Here is a 12,417-nt window from a genome sequence, read left to right as displayed (position 1 = left end):
AATCGACCAGTGAGGTAATACCTTGCTGAAATATGGTATTACCAGGGAATGAAGATGGCCACCACCGTTACAGCAAAGGGACAAGTGACCATTCCCAAACCGGTCCGCGATCTCCTGGGGATCGTCCCGGGCAGCAAGGTTGATTTCCGACGCGCCGCCGATGGCAGCGTGGTGCTGGCTCGTGTTGACAAAAAGCCGCCTGCGAGCCGCTTCGCCAGGTTGCGCGGCCATGCCGGCGAGGGGCTCACGACCGACGCGATCATGGCGCTGACGCGTGGCGAAGTGTGACGTTCGTCGACACCAACGTTCTGCTCGACCTTGTCACGAACGATCCTAATTGGGCGGATTGGTCGGTTGCGCAGCTTGAGGCAGCGAGCCTCGATGGGCCATTGTTGATCAATGACGCGGTCTACGCAGAACTTGCCGTTCGCTACACCAGCATCGAGGATCTTGAGGTATTTCTGGATGCGGCCGGTCTCGAAATGGCTCCGATGCCAAGAGCTGCGCTTTTCCTTGCTGGCAAGGTATTTACGCAATACCGCCGATCAGGAGGATCGAGGACCGGCGTCTTGCCCGACTTCTTCATTGGCGCCCATGCCGCCGTTGCTCGGCTTCCGCTTCTGACCCGTGATGTCGGCCGCTACCGGACTTATTTCCCATCCTTGAGGCTGATCACTTCGGACCCCGATGACTGCCGGAGTGTCTTCGCTCTTCAGCCAGCCGGCGAGAAATCCGCCGACAGCAGCTGGAAAGGCAAGGCGCCATAGGCAGCCACTGTGGCCTCGTCGTTCCATTCGCGAAACTGGCGCGATGGCCGCGCTTCGAGCGTCAACGCATCCCGCGCGCCGTCGAGCGTCACCTTGCCGCGAAAATGCAGCACGCGTTCCCTACCGGATCGGCTGATGGCCATGGCGCGCAGCCGAGCGATATGCTCGTCACCGGCATTGATTTCCATTTCGATGCGGCGTCGGACTGGCGGAACACTGATCCTGACGGTGATATCAAGCATCATGTCGCCGGTCGTTTGCGGACAGGCGATGGCTTGCGAAAACGCCAATGGCGCCGGTGCGGCTTGCGGCTTGCGAGCAGCCGGTCTGCCACGCCAAGGTTTGTCGGGCGGCTCCTGCTGCAGCCGGCCCTTCTTCCGTTTCAGACGCAATTGCTTGGCAAGCCCGCGCGACAGCCAGACAAGGGCGCCGAAATCCGTGCGCGGCTTGGCCTGCAGAACCGACGACCAGCGCGACAGGCCGGTACGGTCGGCCATCTCGAAGATTCTGGCCAATGTCGGCTCCGGCACGGCAGCGCCGATCTCAAACACCAGATAGGACAATGCCACCGCAGCAGGAACAGCCAGGCCGCGTCTGCCGACGATGTCGAGGAACACGTCCCAGTCGACGTCTCCGCCATGGATGGCGACGGCGCAATCGACAAGCCAGTCGCTATGGGTGTGGGCGTCGAGGCCGCCATGGGCGATGGCCAGGGTCATCCGATCGGCCGGCGACGGCACGAAGACCGCGACGCCGCTGAATTCGGCGGGGATCGCCCGTTGCCAGATCGCCAGATCGTCTTCCGCGCTCGTCTGCGACCCGTCATAGCCGAGCTGGTGCAGGTCGATGTCGCCGAAACGGCCCTTGAAGAAGTTCATCGACCGCAGCGACGCCAACCGGGTTCGCAGATACTGCGCGCTGACGCCCGAGGCGATCTGCCAGTCGCGATCGCGCAGGATGTCGAAGACGGCAGCCATGTCGCGCGGGCGCACCAGTATGTCGATGTCGTGCGACACCCGGCCACGCTGCGCCGACGCATTCAAGGCAATGCGGCTGGCGCCTTTTATCAGCATGATGTCGGCGCCGCCGTCGGCCATTGCCTTCAGCGCCGGCTCGGCCTCGCGCATCGCCATGCGCGACTTGGTCCACAGCATCTTCTGCAGGCCAACAAGGCGCGGATAGGCGGAATGGCCGGCAAGCTTCCTGCCGAACCTGTCGGAGATGGCAGCGAGCAACCGGTGTTCTCTAAATGAGACAAGGTCGATGTCGTTCTCGTCCAGCCAGCGCGCGGCGCAGCCGGCGGCTGCGTCTTCATCGGAGAGCAGCGCCGCCTTGAGCAACTGGTCGAGCTGGCCGGTCGGCCAGGACCAACCATAGTCCGGGAAGCGACGCCCGATGCGGCGAACGGGCCTGGCTTTCAACTGGAGCCCGCCTTGTTCTGGGCTCGCCGCTGCATGGCGAGCCTTGCCACCTGGAGATAGCCCCGGTCGCGTTCCGGATCGCGGCCATAGGAAAGGCTGCCCGGCCTGATGCGGCGCAATGCAAGCACGTCGTCGAGCATGGCAAGGACAAAGCCTGCCTCACGAACCCGGGCGATCCAGTCGATCATCTCGCCGCGTCCACCTGGTGGGTCGATGATGGGACCGACGGCCGGCACCACCTCCTGCCGGATCATCATCGTCGTGCGCGACCAGCCCGCCACACTGGCCGCCTCGGGCAAATCGGGCCTGTCACCGCGAAACGTCCGCCAGTGCGTAAAGACGCCCGCTGTCCGGGGATGGCGGTCGAGATAGGCCAGCTGCTTTTCGATCTTGTCGGTCAGCCACAAATCGTCGGCATCGAGCGTTGCGACGAACGGTGTCGAGAGCGCGGCAAAACCCTTGGTCGTGGCGCTTCCAGGCCCCGCATTCTCTTGCCGCAGCACCGTCACCGGCAGGTTCATGGCGTCGATCACGGCAGCCGTATCATCGGTCGAACCGTCATCGACCACGACGATGGCCTCCGCCTTTGCCGTCTGAGCCAGAACGGAGTTCAGGGTCGCGCCTATGGTCGCGGCCGCGTTGAAAGCCGGAATGATGACGCCGTAGCCTGCCATTACAGGAAACGCCACTGTGCGAGATCCTTGAAGTCGAAGATTCCCTCCACTCGGCGCAAGCTGGGGTCGGCCTTGCGACGCTTCATCGACTTGTGAATGGCGCGCATGAACTCGCGAAAGGGCACATCGGCTTCCTTGGTCATGTTGCCGGGATGACGCCTGTAATAGAGAGCCACGGTATCGGGCATGACGTATTTTGCTTGGCTCTCAAAGATACGCAACAGATAGTCGGTGTCCTCGGCCTGTTTGAAGTCCTCGTCGAAGCCGCCGGTGCGCTCGATGAGGTCTCGCGCAAAGATCCCGGCTGACAGGTGGATCCCTCGCACGGTGATGGAGTGGCTGTCGGCGGCCGGTTCCAGCGTCTCGCCATCTATCTTGTCCACCAGCGTCATGCGCGAATAGGTCAGGTCGAGGCCGGGATCCTCTTCGAAGCAGGCGAGATCCGCCGTGAAGCGCCCCATCGGGGAGATGTCGTCCGAATCGAGAAACGACACCAGGCGAGTCTGCGGCAGCAACTGTTTCAGCCCGGCATTGCGCGCCTTGGTGACGCCCATGTTGGATTGCCGGAACAGTCGGATGCAGGGGGTCTCGCGCATCACCGAGCGCACGGCCTCCACTGAGCCGTCGGTCGAGCCGTCATCGATGACGATGATGTCTAGATCGGCGGCGTCGCGCTGCCGCACCAGCGAGCGCAATGCCGAAGCGACATAGCGCTCGCGATTGTAGACAGGCATTATCACGCTCAGTTTCACGAAGCGCCCCGCGCGAGAAAATCTTCGATCATGCCGGCTATCTCCTGTGGCTGCGTACCCAGTGACAGACGGTAGCATGGCAGCAGGCGGGTCAGGTCGCTGAAGAAGCGAAAGCCGCTTTCCCGCTCGCCCGGCATCTGCGCTATGCCGGACGGCGCCAGGGCGATCATGGCATCCCTGCGCGACACCGGCACGATCGAACTTGTCCCGCCACCGCTGATATGTGGCACCACCAGCGCAACGATGTCCAGAGTTTCAGGTATCGGCCGAGGCGCAATATCGCCAATGTGAAAAGCATGCTTGCCTTGCCAGTTGAGCGGACCATGAGCCGGCAGGCGGCGCTCCAGCCCAAGCCGCGCAAACCCCTGGGGATCCTGCTTGAGCGTCGAAAACAGCGGGCGGGCACTCACACCGTTGGCGAGGTCGATCAGCACATAGTCGTCGCCGACGCTGTCCAGGCCGTTGAGGAGGCCGGCAGCGACGGTCCCGGATTTCCCGGCGCCGCCCGCGCCGGCCAGCAGCACGCCCTTGCCATTGGCGCCGAGCGTGCCGGCATGGGCAAGCCGCATGCCGCGCGCCGCATACTCCCAATGCAGGAAAGCCCGCAGCGGCGCTCCCGGCTCCCACGGTGGAAAGGCGTCGGCCGAGGCCATCAATTGCACGCCAACGCGACGTTGCGGATCGTAGAACTGCCAGAAGTCGAGGTCGTGAAAATGGTGGCCACGCAATCCAGCCTCGGCGAGCCGCTTGGCAAAGCCGTGCTCGGTGAAATGCGCGTCGCCCCACTTGGCCGGCTCGGGGATGCCGGGGATGCCTGGATGAGCAATGAAAATGCGGCAACGGGACGGTTCCGCTTGATCATCCCTGCTCTCGACAAAAGCACTGCCGAGCGCATCCGCCAGCACGCCGGGGCCGAGATGCACGGTAAGCTCCAGCCCGGGCAGGCGGATCTTGCGCGCGACCGGATTGTCGGCGGACGCGCGCCCAGCGGCGGCGATGAGATATCGGGCATAATCCGGCAAGGTTTCGAGAGTGACGCGCGACATGGCCAGCTCCAGCGCCCTTCTATCGCGATGCAACCGGCGCTCGTCAGGATGCCTGCTTGACCGCCGGCCAGCCAACCGGTTCCTCGACTTCATGGATAGGATCCACGACGATCAGGTCCGCCAGGTCGTCGTGAACGCTCACGGTGAGCGGCTCGCTCGTGGTGGCAAGCTCGGCAAGCAGTTCGCCGGGCAGCGGCCGCGGCGGCTCATCCAGGCGAACCAGCAGTCCCAGCTCGAGCAATTGTGATACGAAGCCTTCGAGTTCAGCCTGGTCAATCGTCGAGGCGCCAGCGGTCAGCCCGATCAAAGCCTGGGCATCGACGCCGGACGATAGCGCCTGCCAGATCCTGCTGCCCGAATCGGAAAATCCGAAATACTTCCCGTTCGAAAGATCGAGCACGACGGCTTCGCCGTCGAAGGATTCAAAGACAATGTCCTTGCTCGAAATTGCGTAGACATCGGTATGACGCATTGCTTTTGGCCCCCGCAGCTGCGCGAGCAATCGTCGGTCGGCGCGGTCGCTCAGCTTATAAGGCCTGTAAACACTCGATTCTTTCTTGGCAAGCCAGCGTGCACCGGCGGCTCCAAGCGGATCACGCCTCGATTTCGAGGGCCGAAAGCGGTTTTGAGCAACAGGCGAGGATAAAACCGTCGTCGATTTCGTGATCGAGGATGCCGCCATTGTGGCTCATCTCGACGTCGCCCGCGACCTTCCTAACCTTGCAGGTGCCGCACAGGCCGAACTCGCATGCGGCGGGAATCCGCACGCCCGAGGCCCGTGCCGTCTGCAGCACGGTCTGGCCGGCGACGCATTCGGCGTCGACATCCGAAAGCGCGAAACGGATCGGCGTCGCGGCTTCGACGACAATGGCGGCACCGTTTTCAGTCGGCGCGGTGAACGGCGCCGGGATTTCTTCCACGACAGGCGCCGCAAAGCTCTCCTGATGGTATTTCGTCATGTCGAAGCCGGCGGAGTCCAGCATGCCGCGCACGGCGCGCATGAAGGGATCGGGGCCGCAGCAGAAGATTTCGCGCTCACGGAAATCGGGCGCCAGCAGCGGCAGCCGGATCGCATCGATGCGACCCATATGGCCGAACCAGCCCTCGCGGCTCGACCGTTCCTCGATCATGAAGCCGAGCGACAGGCCGGGCATGCGGCTGCCGAGCAGTTCGAGTTCCTTGCGGAAAATGATCTCCTCCGGGCGGCGCGCGCAGTTGACGAAACCGACATCGGTCCATGGCGCACAGTCATTCAGCCAGCGCAGCATCGACATCATCGGCGTCACGCCGGAGCCTGCCGAAATGAACAGATACTTGGCCGCCGGGTGGCTGTGCAGCGAAAAATCGCCGGTCGGCCCGTAGGCCTTGACGTGCGAGCCCGGCGTGAGATGGTCGAACATCCAGCGCGTGCCTGCACTGCCCGCTTGCGCCTTCACCGTCACCGCGATCGAGAACGGCCGCGACGGCGAGGACGACAGCGTATAGGTGCGCATCAGCGGCCCGTCTGATGTCGGCAGTTCAAGCGTCACGAACTGGCCCGGCTTGTAGCGAAACCAGGTCTGGTTGTCGGAGCGGAAGGTGAAGGTCTTGACGTCAGGCGCTTCGTCGCTGACGCCGATCACTTCCAGCACCTGCAGCCTGTCGTTCCACGGCGTCATCTGGTCGAGATGGCGATAGAGGCCAAGATCCGTCATCGCATTCATCCTCTTGTCCCTTTGTTTTATGCTAGGCGACGCTGCGCAACGTCGGCCGGCCGCCCTCGGCAAGGCGCGGCCCGATGAACGACGCGTACCATTCGACGAACTGGATCACGCCACCCTCATGCAGCTCCGAATAGGGGCCGGGCTCATAAGCGGGCGACAGGATGCCGAAGGCGTTTTCCTCGACGATGCGGCGGTCCTGGTCGTTGGTCTCGGTCCAGACATGGGTGAGGTCTTCGATGGTGTAATCGACACCCTCGACCGCATCCTTGTGCACCAGCCACTTGGTCGTCACCGCCGTTTCCGTGGCGCTGATCGGCAGCACCCTGAACGTCACCGCGTGATCGATGAGGATGTGGTTCCATGTCGTCGGATAATGATAGTGCATCAAGGTGCCGATCCCTTCGGTGGAGACAGTGTCGGAGAGGTTCTTCTTCACCGCCAGCTTGCCGGTCATGGTGTAGCTGACGGCGTCGCGCAGCAGCGGCGCGCGGGTGGCGCGATACTGTCCGGCCGGATCGATGCGGAATTTGCTCGGCAGGCCTGATGCCTCGCATTTGGCCCAGTGCGCGACCATCTCGGGGTCGCTGTCGGCGCCGTTGACGCCGGTCACCGTCGGCGCCTCGGGGAAGGTCTTGCACAGCTCAGGGTGGTTGGCGACGCAGTGGTAGCACTCGCGGTTGTTCTCCCAGACCAGCTTCCAATTGCCTTTCTCGATAATCGTGCTCTCGAAGGCGATCTTTGCCTCGCGCAAACGGTGCGGCAAAAGATAGGGTTCGATCATCGCCCGCATCGGCGCGAAGTCAGCCGGCTCCTTGGCCAGGCAGATGAAGATGTAGCCGCCGACGCTCTCGCAGGCGACCGGCTTCAGGCTGAACTGGCTTTTGTCGAAACCGTCGGCCATCTGACGGGCAAACAGCAGGCGGCCGTCGAGTTCATAGGTCCACTGATGATAGGGACAGACGAGCTTTGCCGCCGTACCCTTCTCCGTGTTGCAGACGCGGCTGCCGCGATGTCGGCAGGAATTGTGGAAGGCGTTGATCTTGCCTTGCTGGTCACGGACAAGAACGACCGGATAGTCGCCGATCTGCACGGTGATGTAGCTGCCCGGCTTCGGCAGTTCGCAATCATGGCCGATGAACAGCCAGTCGCGATACCAGATCAGCTCCATGTCGAGCTTGAAATAGTCCGGATCGGTGTAGAAGGGCTGCTCTAGCGAAAAGCCTTGCCGGCGGCCGTTCAAGAGCCTCAGCATGTCGTTGCGAATATCCATGTCCTGTCCTCGCTTTAAGGACTGAACTGGTGGTGACGGAGGAAGGATTGGACGCAGGTCGGCAATGGGCCGGACACGCGCGATCCACCTCTTGACCGCCCACCGCGATCAGTCGAGTCTAGAAATCTCGGGCTGGTTTCCGGGCTCTGGAGTTGTCCTTGCGGACCATCGCGACACCTTCCCAGGCAGTTGCCCAGTGGTCTCCCGTTGCGACTTGAACTCCACCACCGTTGCGGGGGCAGCGCCGGATTCTGACCGGCTTCCCAATTCTCCGCCTCGTCGTCACGAAGCGGCACCTGAGATGGCATGATCTAACCACGATCGCGGGCGCGTCATCGGCATGAAAACGACATCGTATCCATGCGGCGCGACACGCATGCGAAACGTTCCGGTTGGCGATTGCGAAGCTGAAACCCTATCTCCGCGGCAGTCATTCCCTTCTGCAACTTCCCCGAAGCCGCCCCCTGATCGGGGTCAGAAAAGGTTAACAGTTTCGAAAAGTGACTATTAGCTCGCTCTAAAATCGAACCGAACGGTTCGTTTCTGTTGACAGTGCGTGCAGGACGGTGTGAACGCCGGCTCGAAAACCGCCTAAGCGGTGAATATTCGTGATGTAATAACTGTCTGATAAATAAAGAAAAAATTATCCCGTGGGGAGCCTGGGGCGCAATTTCAAGCGCCGGATTCATGGTCCACATGGAACAACTTCGTGATTGGAAAAGGCAGACCGGCCCTACCACATCGGGGCTGTCCGAACGACGCGATTTCCTCCCAAGACACGCCGCTAGACGGACGGGAAAAATACTGGAGTACATAAAATGAAAAAGATCATTCTCACTGCCGCCGCCCTTCTGGCCATTTCCGGCAGCGCCTTCGCTAATGGTAGCGACCACTATGGTTCGAACGCCCCGGCAGCCACTGCTGTCGACAGCTCGTACACCGCTTCGATCAAGAAGTCGGAACCGGCTGCTCAGACGCCTGCTCAGGGTAGCGACCGTAACCTCTTCGGCAACCACTAACAGCCGAATCACCAGTTGACGGCGGGTTCGCCCGCCGCCCTGGCGAAATCCAAAAATTCAGGAGACTTAAGATGAAGAAGATTATTCTTGCTACCGCCGCCGTTCTGGCCATCTCGGGTAGCGCTTTCGCCGGCAGCGACAACTTTGGTTCCAATGGCGCCAACCAGCCTGCCGTCACCTCGGTTGACAGCTCGTATACGGCTTCGGTCCAGCAGAAGTCGGCTCCGGCTGAGAAGCAGCCCGTCGTTCAGGGCAGCGACCGCAACCTCTTCGGCAACAACTAACAGCGGATTCGCAGTTGACGGTGGGTCTGCCCGCCGTCCTGGCGAAATCCAGAAAATTCAGGAGACTAAAATGAACAAGATCCTTATTGCTGCCGCCGCCGTTCTGGCCATCTCGGGCAGCGCTTTCGCCGGCAGTGACAACTTTGGCTCCAATGGCGCCAACCAGCCCGCAGCCGCGGTGGACCAGTCGTACACGGCCTCCACCAAGACGTCGGAACCGGTTGCCCAGACGCCCGCTCAGGGCAGCGACCGCAACCTCTTCGGCCACTAACAGCCAACTCCACGCGGACGGCGGGTCTGTCCCGCCGCCCTGGAGAGGCTTGAAAAATTCAGGAGACTAAAATGAACAAGATCCTCATTGCTGCCGCCACCGTTCTGGCCATCACCGGCAGTGCCTTCGCCGGCAGCGACAACTTTGGCTCCAACAACGCCAACCAGCCTGCCGTCACTTCGGTTGACACCGCGCACACGAGCTCGATCCGCAACAGCGGTGGCCTCGTCGAGAAGCTGCTCAATTCGTCGGGTGACGTACAGAAGTCCGCCCCTCAGGGCAGTGACCGGAATCTCTTCGGCCACTAACACCCGAAGCCGATCTTCAGAAAAAGAGCGGCGGGCCAAGCCCGCCGCTCTTTTTTACGTCCAAGACGTGGTCCTGCCTCAGGCCGCCTTTGCTTCCGGCTTTTGCAGCGCGAAGGAATGTCCGTCCGCATCGAAGATATGCAAGTCCTCGCCATTGGCGCTGAGCCGCAATGTCGAGCCGCGCTTGACCTCGACATTGCCGGGCAGCTTGGTCACCAGCGGCAGATCGGCGCGGCCGATGTCGATATAGACCAGCTGGACCTCGCCGAGCTGCTCGACATAGTCGACCGTTCCCTCGAACAGATAGTCAGCACCGCTGGCGATGATCAGGTCTTCCGGCCGTACGCCGAAACTCACCGCGGTACCCTTTGCCGAAGCCGGCGTCGTGATCGGCACGGTTGCCTTGCGCCCGCCGACATGGCTGACGACGGTCGGATTTCCGGTCTTGTCGATGGTCGCTGGCAGGATGTTCATGGCCGGCGAGCCGATGAACTGGGCGACGAACAGATTGCCGGGCTTCTTGTAGAGATCCATCGGCGTGCCGACCTGCTCGATATGGCCGTCCTTGAGCACCACGATGCGATCGGCCAGCGTCATCGCCTCGACCTGGTCGTGGGTGACGTAGATCATGGTGGTGTTGGGCATCGATTCCTTGAGCTTGGCGATCTCGATGCGGGTGGCGACGCGAAGTGCGGCGTCAAGGTTCGACAGCGGCTCGTCGAACAGGAACACTTTCGGATTGCGCACGATGGCGCGGCCGATGGCGACGCGCTGGCGCTGGCCGCCTGACATCGCCTTGGGCAGGCGGTCGAGATATTTGGTCAGCTGCAGGATCTCGGCGGCCTGGCGCACACGGCGGTCGATCTCAGCCTTGTTCTCCTTGCCGATCTTCATCGAGAACGCCATGTTGTCGTAGACGGTCATGTGCGGGTAGAGCGCGTAGGACTGGAACACCATGGCGATGCCCCGCTTCGACGGCGGCACGTCGTTGACGACCTCGCCGGCTATTCTGAGCTCGCCGGAGGTGATTTCCTCGAGCCCGGCGATCGACCGCAGCAATGTCGACTTGCCGCAACCCGACGGACCGACAAAGACGATGAACTCGCCCGACTTTATGTCGAGGTCGATGCCGTGGAGAATGTTCAGAGTGCCGTAGGACTTCTTCACTTGTCTTAGCGTGACATCGGCCATTGGGTTTCCTCCCAGTAATTTGAAACTCAAGTGATTAGAAATTCAGTCGATACGCCCGAACCAGGCGCCGTAGCCGCCGAGCTTTATGGCGCCGCTGCTCGTCTGCCCCGAAAATCCGTGTCCCGGCAAAGGTTGCAGCGATCGGTTGCCAAGGTCAACCACGGCCGGCCTGGCGCCCAGATTGAAGACGCAGACAATCTGCTCGTTGCCGGCGCGGCGCGTGAAGGCGACGGTGTCGCCCTCACTTTCGATGAAGGTGATATCGCCCTTGGCCAGCGCCGGATGGGCGCGCCGGAAGCTGAGAAAGCGCCGGTAATGCTCGAGCAGCGAAGTCTCGTCGCCCTGCTGGACATTGACCGCTTGCGCCAGATGCTTGGCCGGCACCGGCAGCCAGGGTTTTGCCTGGGAGAAGCCGCCATTGCTGGCACTGCCGTCCCACACCATTGGCGTGCGGCAGCCGTCGCGGCCCTTGAATTCCGGCCAGAAACGGATGCCGTAGGGGTCCTGCAGATCCTCGAACCGAAGGTCGGCCTCGCCGAGCCCAAGCTCCTCGCCCTGATAGATGCAGACCGAACCGCGCAAGGACATCAGCAGTGCCGAGATGACCTTGAGGTAGGCGGTCGGGTCGGCCTCATTGGTGGCCCAGCGCGAGGCGGGGCGCATCACGTCGTGGTTGGAAAAGGCCCAGCACGACCAGCCGTCGCTGGCGACCTTGCCGAAGGATTCCAGCACCGAGCGGACCTTGGTCGCGCTGATCTTCTCCGGCGCCAGGAAATCGAAGGAATAGCACATGTGCACGCGCTTGCCGCCGGCGGTGTAGGCCGCCACCACTTCCAGCCCGCGCTGCGAATCGCCGACTTCGCCAACCGCTGCGGTTGCCGGATACTCGTCGAGCAGGGCGCGGAACCGTTCGAGGAAGCCGAGGTTCTCGGGCCGGCTCTTGTCGTAGAGATGGTCCTGGTAGTTGTAGGGGTTGACCGCCGGTGCGGTCTGGTCGTTGCGCTCTTCCGGCGGCAGCGGCGGGTTGTTTTCCAGGCCCTGGCTGTGGAAGTAGAAATTGATGGTGTCGAGCCGGAAACCGTCGACGCCGCGCTCCAGCCAGAAGCGGGTGACGTCGAGCAACGCATCCTGGACTTGGCGGTTGTGGAAGTTGAGATCGGGTTGCTCGGCCAGGAAATTATGCAGGTAATATTGCTGGCGGCTGGTGTCCCATTGCCAGGCCGAGCCGCCGAAGATCGACAGCCAGTTGTTGGGCGGCGTGCCGTCCGGCCTGGCGTCCGCCCAGACGTACCAGTCGGCCTTCGGGTTGGTGCGGCTCGACCGGCTTTCCTTGAACCATGGGTGGTTGTCGGCGGTGTGCGACAGCACCTCGTCGATCATCACCTTGAGGCCCAGCCTGTGTGCCTCGGCGGTCAGCGCGTCGAAATCGGCCAGCGTGCCGAACATCGGATCGACGTCGCAGTAATCCGACACGTCATAGCCGAAGTCCTTCATCGGCGACTTGAAGAACGGCGAAATCCAGATGGCGTCCGCACCGAGTGCCGCGATGTAGGGCAGCCGCCCGATGATGCCCTTGAGGTCACCGATGCCGTCGCCGTTCGAGTCCTGGTAGCTGCGCGGATAGATCTGGTAGATCACCGCGCCTCGCCACCAGTCGCGATCGATGGCGAGATCAGGCTTCGAGCTGGCCTTCAAAGCGGATTGCATCGTC

14 protein-coding genes, 1 pseudogene and 1 riboswitch are annotated in these 12,417 nt (G+C 62.3%); of the genes and pseudogenes, 6 read left to right on the top strand and 9 right to left on the bottom strand.

The genetic code is table 11. The features are described from left to right. Positions 1–54: 54 nt before the first annotated feature. Positions 55–288, top strand: coding sequence for an AbrB/MazE/SpoVT family DNA-binding domain-containing protein (locus tag ACZ89F_RS30040; protein WP_476095776.1), 234 nt, complete (start codon positions 55–57; stop codon positions 286–288). Continuing rightward, a pseudogene (locus ACZ89F_RS30035) lies at positions 285–677 on the top strand (type II toxin-antitoxin system VapC family toxin); the annotation flags it as partial. The gene ACZ89F_RS30040 and the pseudogene ACZ89F_RS30035, both read left to right, overlap by 4 nt. Before the next feature lie 35 nt (positions 678–712). Here the strand turns inward: ACZ89F_RS30035 and ACZ89F_RS30030 are convergent. From ACZ89F_RS30030 to ACZ89F_RS30000, 7 genes are all read right to left on the bottom strand, one after another. Continuing rightward, the gene (locus ACZ89F_RS30030) at positions 713–2,188 is read right to left on the bottom strand and encodes a nucleotidyltransferase family protein (RefSeq protein WP_476095775.1); all 1,476 of its coding nucleotides are present in this window, start codon (positions 2,186–2,188) and stop codon (positions 713–715) included. Then, entirely contained in the window at positions 2,185–2,877 is a 693-nt protein-coding gene (locus ACZ89F_RS30025; RefSeq protein ID WP_476095773.1) for a glycosyltransferase family 2 protein, read from the bottom strand. The genes ACZ89F_RS30030 and ACZ89F_RS30025 overlap by 4 nt, the downstream gene beginning before the upstream one ends. Continuing rightward, positions 2,862–3,614 (bottom strand): glycosyltransferase family 2 protein, encoded by a 753-nt coding sequence (locus ACZ89F_RS30020; protein ID WP_476095771.1) that lies wholly within the window; start codon positions 3,612–3,614, stop codon positions 2,862–2,864. Before ACZ89F_RS30020 ends, ACZ89F_RS30025 begins: the two co-directional genes overlap by 16 nt. Further along, positions 3,611–4,660: a serine kinase gene (locus ACZ89F_RS30015; protein WP_476095769.1), complete on the bottom strand. Its 1,050-nt coding sequence runs from the start codon at positions 4,658–4,660 to the stop codon at positions 3,611–3,613. The genes ACZ89F_RS30020 and ACZ89F_RS30015 overlap by 4 nt, the downstream gene beginning before the upstream one ends. Positions 4,661–4,703: 43 nt before the next feature. Further along, positions 4,704–5,162, bottom strand: coding sequence for a PqqD family peptide modification chaperone (locus tag ACZ89F_RS30010; protein WP_476095768.1), 459 nt, complete (start codon positions 5,160–5,162; stop codon positions 4,704–4,706). A gap of 91 nt (positions 5,163–5,253) precedes the next feature. Next, positions 5,254–6,354, bottom strand: a complete 1,101-nt coding sequence (locus ACZ89F_RS30005) for an FAD-binding oxidoreductase (protein ID WP_476095766.1) — start codon at positions 6,352–6,354, stop codon at positions 5,254–5,256. 31 nt (positions 6,355–6,385) lie between these two features. Continuing rightward, positions 6,386–7,633: an aromatic ring-hydroxylating oxygenase subunit alpha gene (locus tag ACZ89F_RS30000; protein ID WP_476095765.1), complete on the bottom strand. Its 1,248-nt coding sequence runs from the start codon at positions 7,631–7,633 to the stop codon at positions 6,386–6,388. Positions 7,634–7,746: 113 nt separating this feature from the next. Further along, a riboswitch (cobalamin riboswitch) is annotated at positions 7,747–7,948 on the bottom strand. Between the two features lie 503 nt (positions 7,949–8,451). Between ACZ89F_RS30000 and ACZ89F_RS29995 the strand changes: the two genes are divergently transcribed. From ACZ89F_RS29995 to ACZ89F_RS29980, 4 genes are all read left to right on the top strand, one after another. Then, on the top strand, positions 8,452–8,652 hold the full coding sequence (locus ACZ89F_RS29995; protein WP_183445987.1) for a DUF680 domain-containing protein: 201 nt from the start codon (positions 8,452–8,454) through the stop codon (positions 8,650–8,652). Positions 8,653–8,723: 71 nt separating this feature from the next. Next, positions 8,724–8,936, top strand: coding sequence for a DUF680 domain-containing protein (locus ACZ89F_RS29990; protein WP_476095763.1), 213 nt, complete (start codon positions 8,724–8,726; stop codon positions 8,934–8,936). A gap of 70 nt (positions 8,937–9,006) precedes the next feature. Continuing rightward, positions 9,007–9,207 carry a DUF680 domain-containing protein gene (locus ACZ89F_RS29985; protein WP_109666841.1) on the top strand — a complete coding sequence of 67 codons (201 nt, stop codon included), beginning with the start codon at positions 9,007–9,009 and terminating at the stop codon, positions 9,205–9,207. A gap of 71 nt (positions 9,208–9,278) precedes the next feature. After that, positions 9,279–9,515 carry a DUF680 domain-containing protein gene (locus ACZ89F_RS29980; RefSeq protein WP_476095761.1) on the top strand — a complete coding sequence of 79 codons (237 nt, stop codon included), beginning with the start codon at positions 9,279–9,281 and terminating at the stop codon, positions 9,513–9,515. A 78-nt stretch (positions 9,516–9,593) separates the two neighbouring features. On the opposite strand, the gene ACZ89F_RS29975 is transcribed toward ACZ89F_RS29980, so the two are convergent. Beyond that, a complete protein-coding gene (locus ACZ89F_RS29975) occupies positions 9,594–10,706 on the bottom strand; it encodes an ABC transporter ATP-binding protein (RefSeq protein ID WP_476095759.1) in 1,113 nt (370 codons plus the stop codon). Positions 10,707–10,748: 42 nt separating this feature from the next. Then, positions 10,749–12,413 (bottom strand): beta-galactosidase BglA, encoded by a 1,665-nt coding sequence (bglA, locus tag ACZ89F_RS29970; protein WP_476095758.1) that lies wholly within the window; start codon positions 12,411–12,413, stop codon positions 10,749–10,751. Positions 12,414–12,417 lie beyond the last annotated feature (4 nt).

It is taken from the genome of Mesorhizobium sp. USDA 3734 (genome assembly GCF_056279665.1).
The sequence above is the reverse complement of the archived record's forward strand: the minus strand, read 5'-3'. Positions and strand labels throughout refer to the sequence as shown.

Excerpts from the sequence above, each read along its gene's own strand:
- ACZ89F_RS30040 (WP_476095776.1), top strand. The coding sequence starts at position 55 with ATGGCCACCACCGTTACAGCAAAGGGACAAGTGACCATTCCCAAACCG.
- ACZ89F_RS30015 (WP_476095769.1), bottom strand. The coding sequence starts at position 4,660 with ATGTCGCGCGTCACTCTCGAAACCTTGCCGGATTATGCCCGATATCTC.
- ACZ89F_RS30005 (WP_476095766.1), bottom strand. The coding sequence starts at position 6,354 with ATGACGGATCTTGGCCTCTATCGCCATCTCGACCAGATGACGCCGTGG.
- ACZ89F_RS30000 (WP_476095765.1), bottom strand. The coding sequence starts at position 7,633 with ATGGATATTCGCAACGACATGCTGAGGCTCTTGAACGGCCGCCGGCAA.
- ACZ89F_RS29995 (WP_183445987.1), top strand. The coding sequence starts at position 8,452 with ATGAAAAAGATCATTCTCACTGCCGCCGCCCTTCTGGCCATTTCCGGC.
- ACZ89F_RS29990 (WP_476095763.1), top strand. The coding sequence starts at position 8,724 with ATGAAGAAGATTATTCTTGCTACCGCCGCCGTTCTGGCCATCTCGGGT.
- ACZ89F_RS29985 (WP_109666841.1), top strand. The coding sequence starts at position 9,007 with ATGAACAAGATCCTTATTGCTGCCGCCGCCGTTCTGGCCATCTCGGGC.
- ACZ89F_RS29980 (WP_476095761.1), top strand. The coding sequence starts at position 9,279 with ATGAACAAGATCCTCATTGCTGCCGCCACCGTTCTGGCCATCACCGGC.
- ACZ89F_RS29975 (WP_476095759.1), bottom strand. The coding sequence starts at position 10,706 with ATGGCCGATGTCACGCTAAGACAAGTGAAGAAGTCCTACGGCACTCTG.
- bglA (WP_476095758.1), bottom strand. The coding sequence starts at position 12,413 with ATGCAATCCGCTTTGAAGGCCAGCTCGAAGCCTGATCTCGCCATCGAT.